Consider the following 23,353-nt stretch of genomic DNA (forward strand, 5'->3'; position numbering starts at 1 on the left):
CGCCACTGGGACACAGCGTTACGGCAGCCATAGATCACCCTCCGGGGTGGTGTCGTCGAGAATGGAAGAGCCATCGGCCGATTCAGCAGGCAGCTGACAGACCCCGTCCAGGAAGCCGTCGTCCTCGTCCGGGATGGTCTCGTCGTCGATTTCCGGCGCCGCGTACACGCCCGCCAGACCAAACGACAGCGTCGGAACGCCCAGGACGTCGAGTCCGCCCGAAGGAACCGGGACAAGTTCCGCACCTGAGGCACGTGACCGGGCCACGACCCGCCGCTCTGTGCGGGTCAGCTTCGCCTTTCCTGCTGCCCTTTTGAGGAAGTCATCCAACTCCAAAGCGAGCTGAGCCTCGTGCTCGGTGCGTGAGCCTGTCCGCTCGGTGACTTTGCAGACGTGCTCCCAGACGTGGTGGGTGAAGGGAAGACTCACCGACGTTGCGTGAATCCACGGCACCTCGACGAAGCCCTCTGCCAGCCGCACCCAGACCCGTACCGGGTCATAAGGGTTGTAGTGCACCTCCCACAACCCGTCCTTTGACCGCACCCCGGGGTCCTTGGCGTGCTCCTGGTGCAGGCACGCGTGGTCGTAGGTGCGGTAGTCAAACCGGATGCCCGCGTCGGTGATGGCCTGCCATCTCACCGGCAGCAGTTCGACGTAGTCGTCCGAACCGAGGGGGACCGGCACATAGCCCGCCACAGGCAGAAGCGACGCCCACATCTCGTTCGGTGTGAGGGCCTTCTTCGGCATCAGGGGATGGCGCAGACCCGAATGGGGCCGATGATGCCAGTGGACCAAGAACTCATCCAGAAGGCCCTGTAGTTCACGCATGGTCCGCAGCGGTTCCCGCTCGACCTTCGAGCCGCGTTCAGACACACTTGCCCCCGTGTGGCCTGCCAAGTACTGGCAGAACTGGGAGTTCACGGAGCCGAACTGCCGCTCCACATGACCTTTGGCCGGTCCATTGGCCGGCGGAACGGGCTGCAGGGAAATCCCCAGGCTCTCGCACGCGGCCCGTGTCGAGGGCGAGACGAACACCTTGCCGTGGTCGACCACGATCGTTTCGGGCACGATCACCGGGCGTGCCGCAGCATCCCTCAGCCGCTCGTCCATACCCAGCAGACGCTGATGGGGGATCACCGACGCGGCCATCGACAACGAATCCGGCCATTCAGGACGCATCATCATGGGGGTCATCATCTGCGCCAGGAGCACAGCCACGTCGGTCAGCTTGCTGCCCGACGCACGCACAATCGCCCACACACTGCGAGTCGCCACATCCAGCGCAATGGTCAACTCCGGCCGCCCCACCACACCGTCATCGAGGACGATCAGCACATCCAGAGGTGTGCTGTCGAGCATCACCAACTCACCCGGACGCAACACCACCGTCGGCGTGAACGGAGGCGCAGGCCGAGAAGCCCTGGCCCGCCGCTGGCCGACGGTGCCCTCCAGCCCGAGCACCGCTTCCACACAGGTGAGAAGGCTGTTGAACGTGGACTGCGGCGGGACTTCCACCACGCCGGCCCCGTACTCGATGTCCAACCACCACTGCGCCTCACGGCGCATCCGCTTCTTCCACCCACGCGACCGGGAACGCAGGGCCTCCTGAACCAGCAAGGCCCGCAACGCCTCGACCACCCGGGAATCGGCCCGTTTCAACCGCGACGAGCCACCCCGCTTCGAAACGAGGCCCCACACACCCCCCTCGTGGTAGCGCTTGCGCCACCTGCGGACCGTCGCCCGGCTCACAGCGGTCCAGCCCTGCTCAGCCAGCTCATCCGCTTTGGCCTGCTCCCGCTGCGCCAGTGTCGTGAGCGCAGGGTCGTACTGGGGCTTGACCGGCCCCACCCTGCCCAGGGCAGGCGTGGGAAAGCCCGTCTCGACCTCACGGACGTGCTGCTCAAGAGCGAAAGCACGGACTCGCTGGTCCTCGGAGACCGTCGACAACAGCCCCATCTGCGGCACACGCAACCGCGGAGGTCCCTTCAGCAACTCGAAACCGAGATCACTCAGCGCAGACAGACCGAACACCGCCAGCCCACCCGAACGGCCCCGTTCAACCAACCAGATCCGCGGCCCCTCAGCACCATGGGCTTCCACCCCCGCCACGGACCACTCCCGGCCGTCACCGCGCACCGGATCCCCGATCTTCCAGACCGGCCGGCTCACTGCGCTACCCCGGCCAGAGAGGGGGCGGAAGCGACAGCCAGGGTTCCCGCATGCAGCGGAGTGTCCAGAGGAGCGGTCAACAGCCCCCGCCACAAGCCATGGAACACCGCAGGCCACACAGCGATTGGATCACCCATCGCAGCTACGCCGTCCAGCAGAGCCGTGGCAGTGCGGAACGACCGAGAGACGCCCAGCATCAGACCCTGTGCGCACCGCGGGTGACGGTACCCGGCGAGCCAGCGGACATTCGCCTCGACCACCTGCGGCGGCCGCCCGACTAGCCGGTAGTGCCAGCCCGCGGCCGTCGCAGCGGCATCGACATGCGCCGCCCGCTGCACCAGCCGCCGCCCTGCCCCCAGCCGACCTGCACAGTCGATCAGCAGTCCGCTGCCGTCTGCTAGCCGCGCCATCAGATGAGGCGCGTGCCCAATGGTCCTTCCGCCTCTGCCCCGCCACCGCAGCTCCACCGGACGGCATGCCACAGCAACCACCTGCGGATCGAAGTCCAGCATCATCAACTGCGTGCGCATCGACCCGAATCCGTAGCGCACCATGCCGCCGTTCGTTGCCGTCCACCACCAACCTGGACCCACCCGGCGGCCCTTGAGGATCGGGAACTCCCACACTGGGGCGCAGCCCTCCAAGCGCATCTCGCTCGCAGCCTGCAACCACGGCATCTGCACGGACTCACCAGCCTCACCGATGAAGTGCGCTTCGACGAGATCCGGGTCCACGCACCGAAGCACGCGACCACTCGCAGACCGGTCATCTGGCTGTGATTTTTCATTGATTGTGATGATATTTTGCATACAGGGCAGCATCTTCCAGGAAGAGGGAACGGAGCCGCTGACAGCCACCGGAACAGAGGGCACACCGGTGCGCACACGTACGCCGTTGATTGCCCGAGCGGCGCAGCGGAGGCAGCCTGGGGCCACGAGAGAGCCTCGTAGCCGACAGGAGGTAAACACTGCCGTCGCGTGACGTGCGCCGAGGGCAGACATCGCCGGAACGTGGGTACGCGGCACTGACGCCGATGAAGCGTCACGGGGGGTCCCGTGACGCGGAGCGGCAGTTCAAGAAGCAGTCGCGTCTTAGCGAGCGGAGCAGCGTGGAGCTTCGCCCCACGCGGCGTCAGACGGGATCGAGATCGTACAGAGCGGGCACCTGCTTGAGCAGGGCGACGTAGTGCTCGGGAGGCAGGCTCCTCAACTCCGCAAAGGTCAGGCCCATCAGCAGACCAGACGATTCCTCGGCAGCCACCTCAACCGTGGGTGGGGCGGACGGCAGGGCGATGGTGCACGCCGCCGACGGCGAGATCCGCATCGCTGGATCCTGGCGAAGAACCAGCGCCAGCATCAACCACTCGACGAGGTACTGAGCCCTGCGGGCGGCGATGCCGGTGGCTCCCCGGAGGCGGCTCACCAATACCGTCTGCTCGACCGGCGCGTCAAGAAGCATGCCGTATACGAGCGGCACGGACCAGTGCTTCAGAAAGAGAGGCAGAAGCAGCAGGCGCCCCTGGGTCTCGTCCTTCCTGCAAGCCGTCGCGATCTCCCAGCCCGCCACCGTTGCGGCGCACTCTTGCCGTGTGCCTTCGACAAGACCGACCGTCCCCAGGAACGCCATGATCTCCGCGACTGTGTCCTGCCCCAGCCCCGAACGGCCGGCGAGTTCGCGGGAGCTGACCGAACGCCTTTCCGGTCCGCTCAGCGTTGCCAGATCGAGGGAGACCGCCCACTGAATCGGAGTGCTCGCGCGGCTGGTAGGAAACAGCTGACGGGTCTGGTGCGTGCTGGTCACTGCTCTACCTCCCGCACAGCCTGACGGCCGGCGAAACAGAGGGAGCGGCCGATGCCGTCACCGGTCATAAAGATCATCACGTGGGGCCTCTTTCGTAAGTACAGACACGTTGGTATGAAGCACCGCGCCTTCCGACACCAGGTCTCGCTATAGTGACGGTGCGCGTGGGGCCTAAACATGCGCAGCCGGGGCCGCCGAACCTCACTTCGGCGGCATCCCGTGCTTATACGCGCACGCCAGGGCATGATCTTTCAAGAACGCACTGGCTCGGACTCCTTGACAGCAAGCCGGTATGAACCGGTCCGGGGACGCGTGAGAATGCCGCGCTTTACCATGCGGTTCAGGTCTCGGGCGCAGTTCTCCGCTTTGACGTCGGGACGCATCTTCCCGACCTCATCCTTGATCTCCGCGTACGTTGCCTCGACTTGCATCCGCAGAAAGTCCTGGATGACGGCAGCGACGGAGACCCGCGGCTGTGAGCACGGCACCGCTTCCGCGACGGGATCAGCGACACCGGTCTCGCCCTCGGCCAGCGGCTCGTCCAGTGCCGACAGCCAGGCCTCAGCCTTCGACAGAGCAGTGCCGGAAGCCGTAGCCATCAAGGCCACCAAATCCTCCCGCTCCTTCGCCGACCGCAGCGCTTCCTCGGCAGCCTGACGCTCAGCCGTCGCCCTGCGGAGCAGTTCTCTGTCCTCTGCGGCATGCCGCGCCAGCTGGGTAGCCCACAGCTTCCGCCTGGTCACGTTCACTGGGCATCTCCTTCCGGCACAGTCGTAAAAGACCTTCCCTGCGCAGCAGACCATATAGCGGTCCCGCCACCTACCTAGCAACTTCCTGATGGGATGGAACCTCTCTCCCATCCCGCCAGCACTGAACTACCCCCGTATTCCTGGGCGCGCCTACCGTCGGACACCTTCCCTATTGCCATCACCCGCATGGGTGAATGCCCGGAGGGTCAAGGTTGACTCCCTCTTTCCATCAGCTGTGACGGTAGCTCGCGGCATCCCTGGACGGTGCCGGGTGAACTGTGCTGTCTGGCCTCGCGGTGTATCGAGCGGGCCATGGCCTACCCTTCGGAATCGGTCCCGCAGCGGCGCAGGGAGCCGCCAGGGCGCCTGTTTGAAACCTGCCTCGTTACGATAAATCCGACCGCCTGGCACCTTCAGGAATCGGCAATGAACAGGACGGACGAGAAGATGCTGGTTTGCTCTGTGTGTAGGTAGCGTTACGATACTCAATCGAACGGAACGTGTTATCTATGTTCGAAACGATTTACTAATCGCCCGAAGCGCAGAAGCAGTTGAGAGAGAAAACAATGGCTAGACGCGAGCGATCGGTTCCCACGGGCGAAGATGCGCCGGTACAAAGACTGGAGTGCCGCCACTGCGGCATGTCCTGGAACCGCCCTCCCAAGCCAGGTCGGCTACCCCGGTTCTGCTCGGATGCCTGCAAGCAGGCTTCCTGGCGCCGACAGGCCCGGGATCAGCACGCCGAGAGGGCGTCTGCGCGGCCGCGGCAGGGGCAACGCGAGCGATTCCACGCCGAACTGGCGGCCCTTTCAAGCAAGAAACCCCTGCCCACCCCAAGAATTCTTCCCCTGCTGAGGGAACTCGCGCAAACGACGGCCTCGGACGAACGCACAGCCCAGCAGCTCTACAAGGCTGCGGTACGGAAGTGGCACCCGGACGCTGGGGGAGACGCAGGAACATTCACGCTGCTCCAACTGGCATACCGCCGGGCGCAACAGGAGGGGTTCTGAGGGCGGCAGAACCTGCACGCAGGCACCGGCCGATACAGTGGCTTCCTGTTCCTTCTGTCCGGCCGGCCTACCGGCTGCTCGTGCGGTAGGCGTGCAGGCCGCGACCGGTGGTGCTCGTTCACCGTGCCACCCGCTCTATGACCTTCCGGCGGTGTGAAGCCGTTCCACCGATGGCACCTCTCGCCTGCCAACCGGGCCCGGCGCGAGCGCACTTCTTTACCGGCGTGAACGCCGCTGCACCGGGGCCGACGAAGCCGAAGGGGCGGCGGCGCTTTCAGCTCGAAGAAGGCGTAAGCACTCCTGGCTCTCCCGCACTTGCTGCTACCTTTACCTTGACGACGATGCTGTCACTAACTGCCGTTGTCTCTCGGCCGCATGGCGGCTCATCGCGATACGTCAGACATCTCGATCAACAGCTCGGGGGCCTTGTTCATTGCGCTGCGCAGGCCGTTACCCGATCGGTGGCCATCTCGAAGAATCTCAATGAAGAGAGCCTTGGCCGAGCCGGGGTGAAGCTGCAGCGCGGAGGCCGTGCGGTGCCGGGCTTGCGTCCCCGCACCACCCCTGCCAACTCCCCTTCACCGGAAGCTGCGCACCGAGCGGTTCGCGGCTTCGGGCCGGGGACGGCGGGCCACAGGCCGGTTGCCGATCGGTTTTGCCTATTCCCGAACCAGATACAAGCCAGATCAGATAATTGAGTGGGCTTGCCTGGGGAGAGGGTTGGCGGTACGTTCGCAAGGACAGAGCCTCGATCGGTGAGGAGCCAGGCAATGCTGCTTACGACGGGGCAGGCTGCTGAGGAACTCGGCTGCGCCATCACTACTTTCCGCCGCCTCATCACTGCAGAGGTCCTGCCCGGTCTCTCCCGCCGAGGTGTGCGGGTGATGACTCCTCTGCAGGTCGTACAGGCTCTGCGGGAGCGTCCTTTCGCTCCCGTGGATCACCTGGATGTGAAGGAGATCGGTGTGCTGCGTGTTGACGCTGCCCGCCAGGCCGGTGGTCCTGACGGGCAGCGGACCGGCTTCTCGTCCAGGCTTGCCCCCGAGGATCTCCTGGAGAGCTTGAGGGGCGGATGGCGCTGCGATGCCACCAGTGTGGCCGCCGGGGGAGTACTCCCAGTGACCCTGTCCGGCTACGTGGTGGCCGTCCTGACTGGCCTGGGGACGTGGGAGAAGAGGGAGGACGGGCGGCACGTCTTCCCGGACGCTGTCCTGGCCGGGTACGTCACCGATCTGGCCACCCCGGTCAAGCACCTGACCGCACCGCGGCAGGCTGACCGGGACGTCGCTGACCTCCTTCTGGGCACCCGTCTGCCTTCCCACTCGGGCGGCACTGTCGCCTACGTCTCCACCGGAAGTCTTTCCGCCAACTGACCTGCAGGTACAAGGAATCGTGATGGACGCAAAGACCTACAACGCGGAGCTGGCCGAGCTGCGCGTCCTGCGGGACGGCATCAGGAAAGCGCAGGCCGCGCTGGAGAAACTGGAGACGGACCGCGCCCGCAAGATCACCGCACTCGCGGGATACGAGAAGGCGAAGGCGGAGCGCATTGCTCCCGCCGCGGGGCTCAGCCTGGCCGACATCGTGGCGATCGCCCCTATCCTCGCCCCCGACCGGCTCACCGCCACAGCACAGGAAAACCCCGCTCCGACGCCCCCGTCACCCGGACCCGCCCATGCCACAGCCCTGGAAGGCACTGAGGACCGGCCGGCGCCGACAGGCCCGAGCGCTCCAGCGATGACCCGCCCGACCCCCCAACCTGCCGTGATCCCTGAACGGCCCGCACCGACCTCTGCCACTTCACCGGCAGAGCTGGCAGCCCCGCCAGCCGCACCATCCGTGCCCACCGCAGCACTACGGACCTTGCCCGACATCCCCGAAGGCCACGATGGCGACCGTTGGTTCGCCCACACCGCGAACCTCGCCTCCACGCACCCGAACTTCACCCAGCAGGCCCGCAGCACCGTCTTCCTCGACACGCACACCGGTGTGCTGGTTTACCGCGACCAGACGTTCCGCATCGACCTGCCTACTGCCAGCGCCGCAGAAATCCTCAATACCGTTTTCCACGTCCTGCCCGGCGGCGTCGAGCGGATCTACATCACCGCGGGCGCCCCCTGGCACCGGCAGGCCGACCAGCACCCCTTCCTCAAGGACACCGTCGCCGCCTGGCTGAACGCCCCCACACCCGGCTGGCGCACGGACACCGGGCGCGGTCGGGACCGGATGGCCGGCCACTTCGTCCACCCCCGCAACCCCGTCGGCCGCTACCAGCGCGAACACGGCGAGCAGCATGTCGAGATCCGGTCGGCGGGGGAGTGGTTCGACGCCGACGGGGCGGAGCCCGCCGTCATCCGTGACGCGTTCGTCCTGCTGTGGAAGGCCCTGCGCCGCCACTGGCCCGACGCCGTCCTGATGGGCTCACCGTCCCAGACCGGCCGTGACCTGTGGACCCGCACGATCCCGACCAAGGGCCAGTACGCGGACGGCTACCCCGTTCTGTCCGAAGAGCTCCGCAGCCTCTTCCACGCTACCGCGGGGCAGGGCCGCACCGAACTCATCACCCCGCCCCGCGTTCCCGCCCAGCTCCCCGCCCTGGTCGAGTACGACCGCACCTTCGCCTACGCCAAACACACTTGGAAAGCCGGAGTCGGTACCCCCCGCCGTATCACCGCCACCAGGTTCGCCGCCTGGTCGGAAAGGGAACAAACGAAGGCACTGTTCGCCTGCGGGCACTGGCACGTTCGCGTCACCGTCCCCGAGACCTGGGACCACGTCGGAATGCTCCCCGCGCCCGCTCCCGGAGACCGGGCCTGGCACTACCCGGCCACCCCCGGCACCACGTTCACCACTTGGGCGGGCGGACCCGAAATCCACACCGCCTTGTCCAACCCGCGCAGCCCGTGGAAGATCGAAATTCTCGACGGCATCCTCTTCGACGACGGCAAACCCCTGGACGACTGGTCCAAGAAGCTCAAGGAAGCCTGGTCTTCCCTCACTGCCCAGGCCGACCTCAACGGCGACCCCGACCAGCGCACCGCAGCCCACCTCGCCGCCCGCGCCGTCCGCGCCGTCCTCCTCTACGGCATCGGCGCCTTCGCCCAACGCCCCCGCACCGTCACCGGCACCACCCCCCGCACCGCAGAACGTGACGTCCCCACCGACGCCGAGATCATCGGCTTCGACGACCAGACCATCACCTGGCAACGCCCCACCGGCTTCACCCGCGACCCCAACGCCCACCCCGAATGGGCCGCCCACATCTGGTCCTCCGCGCGAGCCGCCCTGCTCTCCCAGCGCCACCGCGACGACAACACCTACGCAGGCGCCCTCCACGCCCCGCCCGGCAGCGTCGTCGCCTTCCGCACCGACGCCGTCTACCTCACCCAGCCCCAGGCCTGGCCCTACCACGGCCAGCCCGGCGACTACCTGAACAAGGGCCACCTCACCGGCCCCCTCACCGCCCCCACCACAGAGGACGAACTCCTGACCCTGCGCGACAAGGGCCGCACCACATTGCAGACCACGAGTAACAACGAGGGGTCCTGATGCCGCCCCGCCGCCGACGCGCCCCCGCACCACAACTCAACGACGCAGCCCAGCTCGCCGACCAGCTCCAGGCAGCCGGCTACACCAAACGCGACATCGCCCGCATCATCAACCGAGACCCCTCCCTCGTCTCCCAGTTCTACACAAAGAACAAAGGCGCAGCCTTCGTCCCGGCCCTCACCCAGGTCCTCGCCGCTGTCCAGAGCGCAGGCATCACCGAACTGACCGAGCTCGCGGCCATCGCAGCCGGGCACATCACCCGCCGCACCACCGCCGCCGGCACCAAAGCCCGCGTCCGCACCAAAGCACTCCTCATCACCCCCACCGGCACCGGCACCGGACGCGCCGGAGCACAGGCCATCGCTTCCGGATCCGCCCGCCTACGCCCCCTCATCGCTGAAGCCGCCCGCCAGGGCCTGCGCTTGGCCTTCACCGTGCGCCTCGCAAAGACCGGCTACGTCCACGCCTCCGGAAGCCGCACCGACTCACCCGGTATCCGCCGCGATGTCATCCAGCGCACCGACCACACCGAAGAGCGCTCCTACGGATCCGCCGCCACCGGCGGCTTCGAAGCGGGGGACTTCGCCCGCCGCGTCGACCAGTCCGGCGGAGACGTCACGTCCGCCATTCACCAGTGGCTCGTCGAAACCGGCCGCATCCACCCCGACGCCCACATCACCCACCTGGAAATCCGCACCTGGCGCTCACGCTGACCCTCAAACCACCCGCAGGCCGCTGCCCCCGCGTCATAACCGGGACAAAACGAGGGCAACCCCAGGTCTGACTTGACCTTCGAGATCACATCGAGGAGCAATTCGTAATCATGACCGGATCGATCACCACGCATTTCGGCACTGACGGAGTCCGCCGATTCCACCCCGTATCCCTCCACGGCGCCCCGGTGCCTGAGGACGTTGTCCGCACGCTGCGAGACCAGGGTGTTCCGGTCGCTGTCGCGCCCTACTTCCGCGCGGCGGCCACCAATGACGCCGCCCAACTCGCAGCGTTCGCCTCCCAGCAAAAGCGTCCGTCCCCGCCCGGCACGCTCAGCCGCTGGCTGCGTCTGGGCACGGATGGAGGCGCCGAGCTGTGCGTCAGGCCGGACGGTGCCGTCCAAGCCGTCTTCCTGTCCGAGGTGATTCCGGACATGTACGTCAGCGCAAGCGTGGATCTGTTCAACGAAGCGCTGGTGCTGCTCGACCGCGGCCTGCCGCGCCTCGCCGCTGCAGACGGCCTTCAAGACGCGCTCCCCATCCTTCACAGCCTCATGACAGGACTCAAGGACCTCGACCCCCTGGCCTTCGCCGAACGGGAAAGCTGGTGGCCCCGAGTCCTGGACGACGTCCGGCACACCCTGAACTTCCCGTTCTCGGCCTCCTTCGAGTTCAAGCTGCCCGAAGGCCGCAAGGAAGTCGTCACCGACAGCACGGGCCCCGGCCAGCTCCACCCCGAGGAGCGCATCTGGCAGCGCCTGTCAGCATCGGGGGTCCGCCCACAAGACGTCACCCGCGTCTACTGCGAACTGCAACCCTGCCTCATGCCCGGCCACTACTGCGCACAATGGATGCAACAGCTCTTTCCCTCAGCCCAGTTCACCCACAGCTTCGACTACGGCGTGACAGCACAATCACGCGAGGAAGGGCTGAAGCAGACGATCTTGTACGCTGCTCAGCAGGCTGGCCAACAGCAGTAGCCGACCGGGGGAGTGCAGTGTCCGACAGGACTGGTCTTCGCCTGCGCAAGCCGGGCGCCGGCAGGGAACCCGCAGCCTCAGCGCTGCTCACATGGCTCACCGACCCTCATTCCCCACAGCTCTGCATCCTCACGGGACCCACAGGCGCAGGCAAGTCCCACCTGCTGGCATGGCTCCTCGAGCACGGCGGCACAACCTCCCCAGACCCCAGCAACCGCCGCATCCACGCGGTAGCCCCGCTCACCGGCGTCGGCCTCCGCGGGGCCGCCTGGCTCCTGGCGGACCACCTGAGACTGCCAGCACGTGCACCCGGCGAACTTGTCGCAGCCGTCACCAGAGACAAGCGGCACACCGTTCTCATCCTGTGCGACCTGCACCTCTCCCACGCACCGGAAGCCATCCTCGAGCAGCTGATCCAGCCGCTCCTGCAGATCACCCACGTGAAACTGATCATCGAGTCCCGCACCGGAGCACCCTGCACCGAACAACTCCTCGGGCACACCCTGCAACCGGCGGTCATGGACCTCACCCACCCCCGATGGACCGACCCGGACGGCTTCCGCCGCTGGGCCCAGACAGCCAATTCCGCTGCCGACACAGAACACTGCTACCCGCTGCCCGGCCTGGCCGTACAGACCGAGCGGAAGACTGAACCCCAGTCCGGCCAGGCGCCCTTCGCCTTCACCGCCCAGTCCCTCGTGCAAGCGGACCCCCATACTGTCACCGCCTGGCTCGACCAACAGCCCGCCATCGCAGAACGAGCAAGCGACCTCGGCCGCGCCTGGCTACGCGCAGGCCAGTCCCTCTGCGCCTGCGACACCCCCTCGACCCGCGCGTTGACGCTGCTCGCCGCGCTCGACAGCACCACAGCAGCCGACACCCGCCGCGTCCTGCACGACCTGGCCCGACCCGAGCCGTGGCGCGTCGCACATACCTCCACACGGAAGAACACGAACTCGTACTGGCCCGGCCCCACAACCGCGCTCTGCACGGGAGCTGCCCGCTACGCACAGCGGGTGCTGTGCGCCGACCACCTCGGCGACGTACGCGTGCTCGACCACGCCGACGGCGCGGCCACAGGCCGGCTGACATCCAGCCACAACCGCCCCACCGCAGCAGTCCTTTGTCTTCCCGACGGAACAGTCGTCGCGGTAGACGACTTCGGTGGCGTCAGCCTCGTCGGTGAGGCTCCACCCAGCAGACCGGGCCTGCAAGCCCTGCTGGAACCCGAAGCAGAACCCTGGACACAACTACGCCGAGTCGCACTGACTTTCCCAACACGGATTCCAGGAGCGACGCTGACGGCTGCCGCGTCCCTGCCGGACGGCGCAGTTTTCGGAGACAGCAGCGGCCACGTCCACGCCCTTCGCCTGAAAGAAGACGTCGTCGACGTGACCTCCCACGTGCTGCACGACGGCCCCGTTACCGCCCTGGCCGGACTCGCACTTGAAGGAACGGGCCCCACGCTCGTCTACTCCGGGGGGGCCGACGGCCGGATCCGGGCGTGGAGTCCAGGCACACCACCGATGCCCGAACCTCTGCTCCATCGGCCGGACCGTGTCGTCGACCTCGGTGCCAGCAGCGACGAAGGGCATCCCGCAGAGCTTGCAGCCGCTTGGGCCGACGGCCTGGTCCAATACATCAACCTCGACAGCGGAGTCATCCTGCCCTTCCGCCCGGGACCACCCGTCCGGGCGGTCTGCTGCCTCCGCACCAGTGCAGGGGAGCCTCGCGTCATGATCGGCATGGACGACTGCATGACCACACTCGTTCCACATCCTCAACCCGCCCACAACGACTAATAACAGCAGCTCACCACAGGCGTGCGCCCTCTACAGTGGATCACAGCGAAAGACCGGAGCGACCTGAACACGGGGGTGTGACAGGTGGGCATACAACTGCCCGAAGACCTGCGCGACATCATGGAGATGGTCGGCGTCGACTGGCCTGACATCGACGAAGACCAACTCACGGACACGGCCCGGGAGTACCGCGAGTTCGCCGAAGAGCTGCGGGACACCATCCGAGACGCCAACAGAGCCTGCAGCAACGTCCTTGCCGGACGCAGCAAGGGCCTGGCCGTGGACGCGTTCAGGCAGCGCTGGGGCAAGGTCTCCGGCCAGGACATGAAGCACCTCGCCGACGCCATGGACCTGCTGGCCGGCGCCATGGACACCGGCGCCGGGTACGTCACCACCTGCAAGATCGCGGTAATCGCCGACCTCAGCGCGGCCGCCGCCGCTGTTGCCGGGGGGCTCATCGGCGCCATCTTCACCGGCGGTCTATCCGCTCTGCTGGGAGCCGGAGCAGCCCTGGCCCTGAAGATGGCGGTCAGAGAAGCCATCGACCTCCTCGTCTCCCAGCTCATAGACCTCGCAGTCGAAAAGATCGAAGGCGAGATCCTGACGAAACTGGAAGGCCTGTTCGACGACACGACCTCCTCTCAAGGCCACGACAAGAACGGAGCCCTCCTCCCGGAAGGGCTCGACTCGGTCGGCCAGGACCTCTGGATCGAGTTCGCCGAGTTCGCCGACGCCATCGACCAACTCGGCAAGGAACAGGGAAAGCTCCACGACAAGAAGAAAAACTTCAAGGACAATCGGTCGAAGCGCAGCCTCGTTACGAAGAAGGACGACCGCTTCGCTAAATTTGGAGCCGCCATCGACAAGGCCGAGGACAAAGTCGAGGCCACCGCGCACTCCATGCACAAGGAGATCGAGAAGAACGTCACCGGCCTCGACAAGACCAAACGCAGCAACGACGAAACCGACAAACACGTCAAAGGTGAGGTCGATGCCTGCAGTCCCGGCAAGAAGGACGACGACGGCAAAGACGTACCCATGTACCTCCTCTCCAAGGACGGAACGGTTCAACAACTGCTCCCCGACGGTACGTTGAAGGATGTCGACAAGAAAGACACATCAGGAATCCATGACCTTCTTGAGTCCGACGGAAAGGCATGGCGACCGGAGAGCAGAGCTGAGAAGAGGGAAGTCGGCGTCCAGGACGACGAAACCAAAGTCGTCACATCAAGCCGCGTCGACCCGTACAAGGATCCACTGGGGCAGGCGACGCAACTCGCCCGCTACGCCAACAATGACTACGAGACGAAGCATAATTACGCCGCAGGAAGATATATTGACCCCTCGGACAAGAACAAAGAACTCATCCTCATCGGCCGAAGCGACCGCGGCATGCACTCCGAACGCGTCATCGGATATTCTCTCATCCGTAGAGGAAAACAAGACGGGCTCGACGAAGTATTCACCGAACGGGCGCCATGCCAAAAACGCAACAGCCGCTGCGACGCATGGCTCGCCAAACACTTCGGGGCAGACACCAAAGTAACTGACGCAGTCCCCTACGACCAGCTCAACGGAAACAGAGAAGAAGGGAACGCGCTACACAAGGCCTACGTAGACAAGTTGAAGACGGCGCACGGCCGGTAACGCCAAGCACAAGTAAGGTCAACCCATGAGCTACTCCGTCAGTTCAGACGAGATCATCCGCCTGTTCGGACTCAAGGGAATCGTCATGTTCCCCCGAGAGGAACAACAGGATCCTGCCGAGCTGTCCCGCTCGATGCGCATCCTGCACGAGGTGGGCCTCCCGCACGACGACCTCTTCCTTTCACGTATGGACGTGAAGAATCCCAGCCAAGAATCCGTGTATCTCGGTGAGTTCCTCGAAACTACAGGGCGGCCCTACCCTGCCGAGGCGCAAAGATGGCTCGTCCTGGGCTACTTCAACGACTCCATCCTGGCCCTGGACCCCGACACCGAACACATCTATGCCTTCCCAGAAGGAAATTCACGGCACCTCCTCATCCACCGTGATGTCGAGTCCCTGATCTACAGCCTCTGCGCGTTGCAGACCTATCATGCAGAGCGCGACGAAGCCGACGACGAGGAAGCCCTCGCGCAGCAGACACACGCCAAGATCAAACAGTTCGACGACACCCCCTTTGAGGACCCCATCTCAGAGTGGAACATCATCTTCGAAGAAATTTTCGAAGGCTCCTGGTGAGCGGCCCTCAACCGGTGCTCCTCCAGCAGCAACACCGCATCGAGTCCGTGAGTGATAGATGACCATCTGATCCGTCCGACAAGGCCTACGGCCGACAGGGCTGGCGAGGTGTAGCAGCCCACTTGAGGCCGTTTCGCCGCCATCGAATCGGCCGCCGCCCGGCTGGCCCGACATCTCTGATGGTGGAAGGGTCCTTTCGTGTGCTCAGTGCGTAGGTCGACCTGCCCGCCCTGGTGCACCTCGCCCTGCCTGGCTTTCCGAAAGCCGTCATGGCGACCGCTGGTGTACCCGCACGAGGAGTATCACCGCCACTCACCCGAGCCTTCACCCCGGGGACGCGCTCAGTTGGACCATTCCAGATCTCCTGTGTGCGGGTCGCAGGACCAGGATGACAGGAAACCTGTACAGAGCAGCAGATCCAGGACGCGGCTGTGATCGGTGGCGTCCAGCGCGCACGTCCGGGTGAGTGCCTCGGCCTCGATGCAGGTGCGGGGGTTCTCGCCCTCTGCGTAGGCGGTGAGGGTCAGGCCTAGCAGTCTTGGCGTTACCTCGAGGCCACGGAGCTGCGGTGTGCTGCAGACCCGCAGGGCCCAGTCCGCCGCCCGGGCCCGGGCTAGTCGGCCGGGAGCCTGGGACCACACGGTGGCGTCCAGCAGCTGAGCGGTGAGGCCCTGTTGTCGGGCCTGCGGCCAGCGTGGAAACACGTGCAGCCAGCCGGCGTCTTCCAGATCCTGGCGTGCATAAGCCGCGTCGTCCAGTCGCATGCCGCGCAGGAGGCCGCCAGGGATGCGCACGTACCCCTGCGGGGTAGACCTCAGCGTGCACTGGAGAGCGATCAGGCGGGCTGTAGCGCCGATGTGTACGGGAAGAGCGACACCGAGGTAGCTGAGCATCTCCCGTACCCGCAATTGCTTGGACGGGCCGTCGGCGGGCTGTTGCCTCCGAGCCTGTCCATAGTTGGGCGGCAGAAGGCCGTTCTCCCGGGAGGCGAGAGCGGTGTCGGGAACCACAGCTGCGTGTCTCGTGGCGGCGGCGCAGGCAGCACATACATCGGCAAGTCGCCAAAGACGGCCGCCGTCCTCCCGGGCCAGGACGAGCAGGACCGGCCCGTCGCAGCCGCGGTGACGATGGTGCCAGCGGCGGCCGCGCGCATGGCACTGGCAGGTACGCAGGTGGGCCGGCAGCGTGTCACGGCGGGCGTGCTGGGCCAGGTGGGCCAGCACGCCGGGTACTGCCACCCGCGCGGCCGACGTCGAGGACAGACACTGGGGGCAGTGGAGTACTGGGCCGCCGAGCTCCGGGCGAAGCTGCACGGTCCAGGTCCGCCGCACTGCGAGATGCGTCGTGGACGGCCTCATGAGGCTCTCTCTCTTCCCCTGACTTCACTATGTGGGCCTGCCCAGGCGGTGCCGCTGCACAGGCAGTGGCCGCACAGTAGTGCAGACGTCTGCCCTCACGGCGCTGCGGTCACCAGCGAAAATAGGGCAGAGGTCTGCACTGACAGGGCAAGGCTCTGCACCTTCGACTGGGGAGGTGACAACCTTCCCGCCCGATCCAAACCTCATCGCCCTCCGCTTGGAGCTTGCGCGACTGAGGAGCGAACGCGGCTGGACCTACGAGGAGCTCGCCCACCGCAGCGGCCTGGCCAGACGCACTCTCATCGAGATCGAGCAGGGTCGCACCATCGGATCTCTCAAGAGCTGGCACGCACTCGCCCACGCCCTTGAGGTATCGGTCGACCACCTTCTTGGACGCCTCTGCGAAGGGCACGAGCCTCCCGCCTGCCCTGCCCGATAGCCCCGGAGCGGACTGTCCGCAGAGATCACCCGAACTGAGATCCCTCACGAATCCCTGTTCGTGAAAACGCATGGCAGTTCCCAGGGCATGAGCCATCCGTAGGACAAATCGGCATGCTTGCCGCAGTCGACGGCGTGGCACCTGCCACCTTCACGCCATGCACCACAGCACCAGACCACGCCACCCCCAGCTCCCTCACTCCTCCTCCGAGGCACCCTCCCCGGAGACCGGGGTGTTCGGCGCCCTGAATGCCTCACCCCCTTCGACTGTGCCGCCCGCGCGCGCACACTGCACCGTCACATGGAGCACCGGGTGCTGATTCCCACCGCCGAACAGACCGCAGCCGCCGACGCCTTCGAAGCCGGCGATCACCTGTCTCTACAGGCCGGCGCCGGTACCGGAAAAACCAGCACACTCGTCCTGCTCGCCGGCACCACTTCGCGCCACGGGCGATACATCGCGTTCAACAAGCCCATCGCCCTCGACGCCGCGAAACGCTTCCCTTCCAGCGTCACCTGCAAAACGGCGCACGCACTCGCCTACGCAGCAATCGGCCACCGCTACGCCCGCCGCCTGGGCGGTCCGCGCCAGGCGGGATGGAAAATCGGCATGGCCCTCGGCATCACCAGAAGCCTCCACATCGCACACCAAGAGGTATCGCCCAGGGCTCTCTCCCACGCGGTACTGCGCACGGTAACGCGCTACTGCCAGTCCGCCGACCCCGTCATCGCCGATCACCACGTCCCACCCCTACGCGGTATCGAGGACGCTGACCACCACGCCCAACTCGTCGACTGCGTAATGCAATTCGCGCGCAAGGCCTGGGCCGACCTGCAAAACCCCGACGCAGGCAGCGTCCGCTTCGACCACGACCACTACCTTAAAATGTGGGCCTTGTCCGGCCCTAGAATCGACGCCGACTACCTCCTGCTCGACGAAGCACAGGACACCAACCCCGTCCTCGAGCAGGTCTTCACCACCCAGCGCACCCACGCCCAACTCGTCGTGGTCGGCGATTCCGCCCAAGCCATCTACGGATGGCGCGGAGCCCGCGACATCATGACCGGCTTCGACGGCACCGCACTCTCCCTGTCACAGTCCTTCCGCTTCGGCCCCCGCCTCGCCTCCGAAGCCAACCGATGGCTCGCCATCGCGAACGCACCCATCCGCCTGTCCGGCACCCCTGCCATCCCCACCGAACTAGGCGCCGTCCAAAACCCTGACGCGGTGCTGTGCCGCACCAACGTTGGCGCCATGACCGAAGTCATGAAACACCTCGCCTCCGGCCAGCGCGTCGCACTGGCCGGAGGCGGGGAGAGCCTGCGCGCGCTGGCCACCGCCGCCCGCGACCTCAAAGAAGGCCGCCGCACTTGGCACCCAGAGCTGCTCCTCTTCCCCTCCTGGCGAGAACTTCAGGAGTATGCCGAGCACGACCCCGCCGGCCGCGACCTGCGACCGTTCGTCGACCTGATCGACGAACACGGCACGGAAGTAGTCCTCGAAGCAGTAGATCAGCTCGCCCCTGAAACGCACGCCCAGATCACCATCTCCACCGCCCACCGGGCCAAAGGCCGGGAATGGGAGCACGTGAGAATCGCCGACGACTTCCTCCCCCCAAAAGACACCGACGAGAAAGACGCGAACGGCGTCCCCGTTCCCGGCCCGATCGACAGGGCAGAAGCACGCCTCGCCTACGTCGCCGTCACTCGAAGCCGAAACCGCCTCGACCTCGGCGGCCTGTCCTGGATCCACCAACATCCCGATGGCAACCCGTAGAGCACACAAGCTCGCCGCCCACTGCTGGTGACCAGTGACGCGATCCGCTCAAGGCGGCACAGCCTGCTCGACCGCTCAAGAAACCACCACGCGGTCGTCGCTGAAGGACCGGGCGGCGGTCACCCCGCCAGTAGCAAGCAGCCTCGCCCACCCGCGGTTCGCGGCGTGCCGCGCCCTTCACCCGCACCCCCGATGTCGCGTACCTCGGGTTCACCGAGGTACGCGACCACCGGCAACGTGCTCCGAGCCAGCCCACGACCGCTCATCACCGTGCGCGGACAGGTGATCCGCACGCGCCGCCACCCACCGGCCGAGCCCGTGCAACTGCTGCGCCTCAGCTCCACGCAACTGCGCGAACACTGCCCGGCCAGCCATTCCAATTGCACGCCTTGCATCGGCTTTGGCCCCGTGCCGCCGGCAGCCCCGCACGGTAGGGCACAACTTCGCCCACGCTCAGGCCCTGCGATAGCCCAAGTGCCACAGTCAGGCGGAATATGGGGCGGCCCACTTGTGAGGCTTGCCGCCGCGTCACGCGGGATCAGCGAGTACCAGCTCCCCGCCTTCGGTCCCGGCCCTGGTCCAGGGGCTCGATGACACCACGAAAGTCCACGCGATACCCAGGATGTGCGCGCCGTCCGGACTGAAGTGAGGGACAGAGGCACGAGGTTCATCCTCCCGCGGTGCCCTGGGGGTGAGGGCAGGAGCGGGTCACCGTTCGGGCAGCGGCTGCTCCGACTGAAAGGCTTGGTTGCCTGTTTCGGGCCGGGACGGCGTTGTGACTGGGCGGTCACGTCGACCCTGTTGGTGCGGCGCGTATGTGCTAGGCGCTCAGAAAGTCGACGCCGCCACTAACGAGTAGCGCCCCTGTCGAGACACGCAGTGCCGCCCAGGCAGTGCAACCGCAGGCCAGGGCACCGCGAATGCGAGAAGCGTACAGGCACCGAGTGCCGCAAGAGATCTTGGTCACTAGCACCCGCGCGAGACCGTCACGTACGCACAATTGCATGACGCACCGAAACGATTTTTGAATCAGTCAAAAATGGGCGTCAGTGAACGTATTTGACCGAGAACCGATCGCTTCTAGTGGAGTGCGTGCCCCAGGCACACCGTATTTTCTCTGCCGCCGTGCCGGGGGTTTGCGACTTTTAGCCGATCAAATGGATAACGGCTGGTGCGGGGCTGTAGCGTTCCGTGACGCGAGTGGGGCCCCAGGCCGCCTTCCCAGCAACTCCAGGGCCCCCTCGTGTTCCACGACCAAGCACGCCTCTCCACAGAAGGAAGAGCATGTCTCTCGACCGCTTCATCGCTACCACGCGCATTCCCCAGCGCGCGGCAGGTCACGACGCTAACATTCCGCGCTTTACAGCGGGCGAAACTCTCACGGCTGTCGCCTGGGATGTCACGGTCCAGATGGGAGCTTTTTTGGCTGTTCCCGTTCTCGCGATCATCCTGATCACGGAGTCCTGGGAGGAGCCCGCCGCGGCGGCTCTCGTCGGCGCCCTGTTCATGGGCGTGCGCCGCTCCTGCCTCCGCTACCAGCGCCTTTCCCTGAGCTGACCCAAGTCCGGTTTCTGCGCCACCCGTTGTGGGGGCGCAGCAGCGGGCACGCCCGCTCCCCTCGCCGACCGGAAGCTCATATTCCTCCTTTCGGCGAGGGCGCGGGTCGCGCGGTCGGGAAAGAAAACGGAATGATCAGGCGGGTGAAAGAAATGACGGGCGGAGCAACCGAACAGCGTTCGCAGTGTCGGTACTGCGGGCAGGGCATGGAACAACGAGCCGGGCGCGGACGCAAGAGGATCTACTGCACGATCGAGTGCAGGCAGCGTGCTCAGAAGGAGCGCGACGGGCGGGGTGCTGCCGGTGCAGCGACCGCACACGCCGGGCGGCCCCTCGCCCGGGTGATTGCCGAAGAGCTGCTGACCCTGGCCTCGGACCTGCTCGACGCGGAGTACGAGGGGCAAGGAGTCGCAGAGTTACTGTCACGGGCCGCGGCAGTCACGAAGGAGGCGGAGTACTACATGGGTGCCGCTGCTCGTGACGCCCGCCGCAAGGGGAGCAGTTGGGAGGAGATCGCCCGCGCGGCCTGCGTGAGTGAGAGCACCGCTCGCACCCGATGGGGTGAAAGCGAAGTGATGCGCCGTATCGCGCTACGGTCCGTGGAACGTCAGCGCGCCCGCCAGGCCCAGCCCTCACCCGCATCCGCAGTGCGCGAGGCCGAGGCCGGCCCGGCTTCCGCGAGCCGGGCTGCCCGTCAGCTTGCCCAGGCCCTGGCCCACCTGCACCAAGCCAGCGGCCTGAGCATCCAGGAGGTCGCCGACTCAACCGACCTCTCTCGCTCCTACGTCTCGCGCATTCTGTCCGTGCAGCGCACTCCTTCCTGGCCTGTGGTGTGCCAACTGGTCGAGGTCTTCGGCGAGGACCCCATGGCGCTGAGGGCGATGTGGGAGAGCGCCAACGGCATGGCCGCACCGCCGCAGGATCTCCTCGAGTCGAACGCACGCCTCTACGCGGCATTGCAGGGCCTACACCTCGCGGCAGGCAGGCCGGATACCAAGAGAATCTGCGAACTGTCCAGCGGCGAGATCGACATCGAGACCGCAGAGCGCATCCTCGACGGCGGACGCATTCCGACCTGGGAGAAGACAGGCCGCTTCGTCACCGCCGTCGGCGGATGCCCGGCTGACATCCGCCCCTTGTGGGAAGCGGTCTACACCGCCTTCCTCAACGCCTGCGACCCCCAACCGAGCAGCAACCGCAGCGACGGTGCGCGATTCGACTGCGAGGATCTGCTGTGAGGCCTGTGCCATGGCCCGCACCGGCTCCAGCCTCAGCCGACGGCTTCGGCATTCAGAACCGCCCACCCCTGACACTCACCCTGCCCGTCGAATTCACCGCATTCTGCTTGTGCTACCAGGAGCGCTATGTGCGCTACGCGCAAGCGAGATCACTCGACGCCGGCCGGGCGCGGCAGATCGTCGAGTCGGTACTCAGCGCGCTGGTCGTGGTCTGGCCCAGTGTGATCGCCAGCGACCGGCCCTCCCGCGTGGCATGGAAAATGCTCACCGCCCAGGTGGCATGGGCTCTGAGTGAAGCAGACCAGGCGCGACGGCGCCGGATCGGCGACGCTGCGCACCTTGCCCTACCCCCCAGCCAGGCTGATGTTGTCCTCCTGCGATACCGGCTGAGCCTGAGCCGCGGCGAGACGGCGGAACTGATGGGCATGAAAGAGAGCGAGGTGGCTCTCGAGCTGGCGAAAGCCCTCGACAGCCTCCAGGCCCAGGACCGACAACGCCGCGACGCCACACCGGTTTTCCGCTGAGAGGAACCCAAGTGCATCGTCATATGCCAATGGCATGTGGAAGTTGAGGCAATGGCTGTCTTGACACCCAACTTGCCCCACGCCACCGTAGCCGGTCGTGACATGCTCGTTACCGGGTAGACGATGCACGGCTACGGGTGAGAGATTTTATGGTTCGAGGATGCGGGTTCCTGCCGGAAACAATCGATCTCAACGTGGCGAGCGTCCCCCGAATGTATGACTACTTACTCGGCGGGAAAGATCATTACCCCGCCGACCGGGAGGCCTGCCAGCGCCTGATGGACCAGGCTCCGCAGACCCGGTCCTTAGCCTGCGCACAGCGCCAGTTCCGGCTCCGGGCGGTCAGGTCCCTGGCACTCACCTACGGCATCGACCAATACGTCGAGTTCGGATGCGGGCTGCCGAGCTGGGAGAACACGCATACGACCGCCCGCCGTGCGCGTCCCGCAAGCAGAGTCGTCTACATCGACCGTGACCCGATGGTAGTCGCTCACGGGCGAGCTCTGATGGAACAGGCCGGCACCACGGTGATCCAAGGAGACTTGGCCCAAGCGCCCGGAATCCTCGACCACCCTGACATCAGCAACCTGCTCGACCTCACCAAGCCTGTTGCCGTACTCGCCGTATCCCTCCTGCACACCCTTCCCGACAGGACGGGCTGCGAGCAGGCCGTCGCCTGCCTGATCGACGCTCTGCCGCCAGGAAGCTTCTTGGTCGCCAGCCAGCTCATCAGCCATGAAACGGACCTGGCGAACAAGATCGATTCCGTCATGCATGACGCTACGGGCGGGCAATGGGGTCATGTGGGCTCCGCCCGCGAAGCCAGAACCCTCTTCCGCGGGCTGAATCTGCTCACCCCCGGCGTGACGGACGTGGCCTTGTGGAGGCCCGACGACATGCAGGGCAGACCCGTCCGCGGTCCGCTGCAGGAGGTCGGTGGAATCGGCCAGAAGCCGTCTAGCGCATGCTGAAGGCAGTCTTCTTCAGCTCGCTGAGAGTTTGAGCCGGTGAAAGCGCAGTCATAGACAGGTGATCCAGCATGGACCGGTACTGCGCCGTGTCCTCGCCTTTGTCGATGTAGTTCGCGCCGGTCGGGTGCTCCAGGTAGACCACGTCCGGCAGATCAGCCAGCCCGAACCGCAGCAACGTCACCGGAGTGCCGATGGCCAGACAGTCCGGCGGAAGCACCTGAAGCTTGATGTTGGGGGAATGCGATATCTGGATGAGGTGCTCCAGCTGGCGGCGCATCAACCCGGCGCCCCCCAGGGGGCGGTGCAGCACCGGCCAATCGACCACCGCCCACAAGGTCGGTGCGGAACTTCGTTGCAGCAGTTCCTGGCGCCGCTTTCGTAGGCCGACCCGGGCTTGGACTTCCTTCAGTGTTGCCAGCGGCACACCGCTCACGGTCACCGCGTGGGCGTACTCCTCGGTCTGCAACAGGCCCGGAACCAGCTGCACCTCATAA

At 66.0% G+C, this 23,353-nt stretch carries 19 protein-coding genes; 13 read left to right on the forward strand and 6 right to left on the reverse strand.

Annotated features, from left to right (window positions below; translation table 11 throughout):
* Positions 1-18: 18 nt before the first annotated feature.
* The 4 genes from OO67_RS33695 to OO67_RS33710 all read right to left on the reverse strand — a co-directional run bounded on the left by OO67_RS33695 (position 19) and on the right by OO67_RS33710 (position 4,718).
* Positions 19-2,169 (reverse strand): helix-turn-helix domain-containing protein, encoded by a 2,151-nt coding sequence (locus tag OO67_RS33695; protein ID WP_033305633.1) that lies wholly within the window; start codon positions 2,167-2,169, stop codon positions 19-21.
* Entirely contained in the window at positions 2,166-2,978 is an 813-nt protein-coding gene (locus tag OO67_RS33700; protein ID WP_078598462.1) for a TnsA-like heteromeric transposase endonuclease subunit, read from the reverse strand. The genes OO67_RS33695 and OO67_RS33700 overlap by 4 nt, the downstream gene beginning before the upstream one ends.
* A 322-nt stretch (positions 2,979-3,300) precedes the next feature.
* Positions 3,301-3,969 carry a hypothetical protein gene (locus OO67_RS33705; protein WP_033305634.1) on the reverse strand — a complete coding sequence of 223 codons (669 nt, stop codon included), beginning with the start codon at positions 3,967-3,969 and terminating at the stop codon, positions 3,301-3,303.
* A gap of 251 nt (positions 3,970-4,220) precedes the next feature.
* Complete coding sequence (locus OO67_RS33710) at positions 4,221-4,718, reverse strand: hypothetical protein (protein WP_033305635.1); 498 nt, start codon at positions 4,716-4,718, stop codon at positions 4,221-4,223.
* 1,780 nt (positions 4,719-6,498) lie between these two features.
* On the opposite strand from OO67_RS33710, the gene OO67_RS33715 reads away from it, so the two are divergent.
* The 7 genes from OO67_RS33715 to OO67_RS33745 all read left to right on the forward strand — a co-directional run bounded on the left by OO67_RS33715 (position 6,499) and on the right by OO67_RS33745 (position 14,996).
* A complete protein-coding gene (locus OO67_RS33715) occupies positions 6,499-7,101 on the forward strand; it encodes a hypothetical protein (protein WP_033305636.1) in 603 nt (200 codons plus the stop codon).
* 22 nt (positions 7,102-7,123) lie between these two features.
* The gene (locus tag OO67_RS33720) at positions 7,124-9,277 is read left to right on the forward strand and encodes a hypothetical protein (protein WP_033305637.1); all 2,154 of its coding nucleotides are present in this window, start codon (positions 7,124-7,126) and stop codon (positions 9,275-9,277) included.
* Positions 9,277-9,990, forward strand: coding sequence for a hypothetical protein (locus OO67_RS33725; RefSeq protein WP_033305638.1), 714 nt, complete (start codon positions 9,277-9,279; stop codon positions 9,988-9,990). Before OO67_RS33720 ends, OO67_RS33725 begins: the two co-directional genes overlap by 1 nt.
* 110 nt (positions 9,991-10,100) lie before the next feature.
* Positions 10,101-10,970, forward strand: a complete 870-nt coding sequence (locus OO67_RS33730; RefSeq protein WP_033305639.1) for an SUKH-4 family immunity protein — start codon at positions 10,101-10,103, stop codon at positions 10,968-10,970.
* Positions 10,971-10,987: 17 nt separating this feature from the next.
* Complete coding sequence (locus OO67_RS33735; protein ID WP_033305640.1) at positions 10,988-12,772, forward strand: ATP-binding protein; 1,785 nt, start codon at positions 10,988-10,990, stop codon at positions 12,770-12,772.
* An 84-nt stretch (positions 12,773-12,856) separates the two neighbouring features.
* Positions 12,857-14,419 carry a WXG100-like domain-containing protein gene (locus tag OO67_RS33740; protein WP_033305641.1) on the forward strand — a complete coding sequence of 521 codons (1,563 nt, stop codon included), beginning with the start codon at positions 12,857-12,859 and terminating at the stop codon, positions 14,417-14,419.
* Positions 14,420-14,444: 25 nt separating this feature from the next.
* Positions 14,445-14,996 carry an SUKH-4 family immunity protein gene (locus OO67_RS33745; protein WP_033305642.1) on the forward strand — a complete coding sequence of 184 codons (552 nt, stop codon included), beginning with the start codon at positions 14,445-14,447 and terminating at the stop codon, positions 14,994-14,996.
* 341 nt (positions 14,997-15,337) lie between these two features.
* Here the strand turns inward: OO67_RS33745 and OO67_RS38380 are convergent, their stop codons facing one another.
* The gene (locus OO67_RS38380; protein ID WP_157841765.1) at positions 15,338-16,006 is read right to left on the reverse strand and encodes a hypothetical protein; all 669 of its coding nucleotides are present in this window, start codon (positions 16,004-16,006) and stop codon (positions 15,338-15,340) included.
* A gap of 523 nt (positions 16,007-16,529) precedes the next feature.
* On the opposite strand from OO67_RS38380, the gene OO67_RS37425 reads away from it, so the two are divergent.
* The 6 genes from OO67_RS37425 to OO67_RS33775 all read left to right on the forward strand — a co-directional run bounded on the left by OO67_RS37425 (position 16,530) and on the right by OO67_RS33775 (position 22,859).
* Positions 16,530-16,793, forward strand: a complete 264-nt coding sequence (locus tag OO67_RS37425; RefSeq protein ID WP_078598464.1) for a helix-turn-helix transcriptional regulator — start codon at positions 16,530-16,532, stop codon at positions 16,791-16,793.
* Between the two features lie 315 nt (positions 16,794-17,108).
* On the forward strand, positions 17,109-18,569 hold the full coding sequence (locus OO67_RS33755; protein ID WP_033305657.1) for a UvrD-helicase domain-containing protein: 1,461 nt from the start codon (positions 17,109-17,111) through the stop codon (positions 18,567-18,569).
* Between the two features lie 1,284 nt (positions 18,570-19,853).
* On the forward strand, positions 19,854-20,126 hold the full coding sequence (locus OO67_RS33760; RefSeq protein WP_033305643.1) for a hypothetical protein: 273 nt from the start codon (positions 19,854-19,856) through the stop codon (positions 20,124-20,126).
* A 131-nt stretch (positions 20,127-20,257) separates the two neighbouring features.
* Positions 20,258-21,364 (forward strand): helix-turn-helix domain-containing protein, encoded by a 1,107-nt coding sequence (locus OO67_RS33765; RefSeq protein ID WP_033305644.1) that lies wholly within the window; start codon positions 20,258-20,260, stop codon positions 21,362-21,364.
* Between the two features lie 5 nt (positions 21,365-21,369).
* Positions 21,370-21,888: a sigma factor-like helix-turn-helix DNA-binding protein gene (locus OO67_RS33770; protein WP_167748690.1), complete on the forward strand. Its 519-nt coding sequence runs from the start codon at positions 21,370-21,372 to the stop codon at positions 21,886-21,888.
* Between the two features lie 149 nt (positions 21,889-22,037).
* Entirely contained in the window at positions 22,038-22,859 is an 822-nt protein-coding gene (locus tag OO67_RS33775) for an SAM-dependent methyltransferase (protein WP_033305646.1), read from the forward strand.
* Here OO67_RS33775 and OO67_RS33780 read toward each other — a convergent pair.
* Positions 22,846-23,353, reverse strand: a 508-nt coding sequence (locus tag OO67_RS33780) for a DUF5753 domain-containing protein (RefSeq protein ID WP_033305658.1), incomplete at its 5' end; no start/stop codon positions are given. The two genes, OO67_RS33775 and OO67_RS33780, sit on opposite strands and share 14 nt — an antisense overlap.

This window comes from Streptomyces atroolivaceus (assembly GCF_000717025.1).
In the GTDB taxonomy this organism is placed as follows: Bacteria; Actinomycetota; Actinomycetes; order Streptomycetales; family Streptomycetaceae; genus Streptomyces; species Streptomyces atroolivaceus.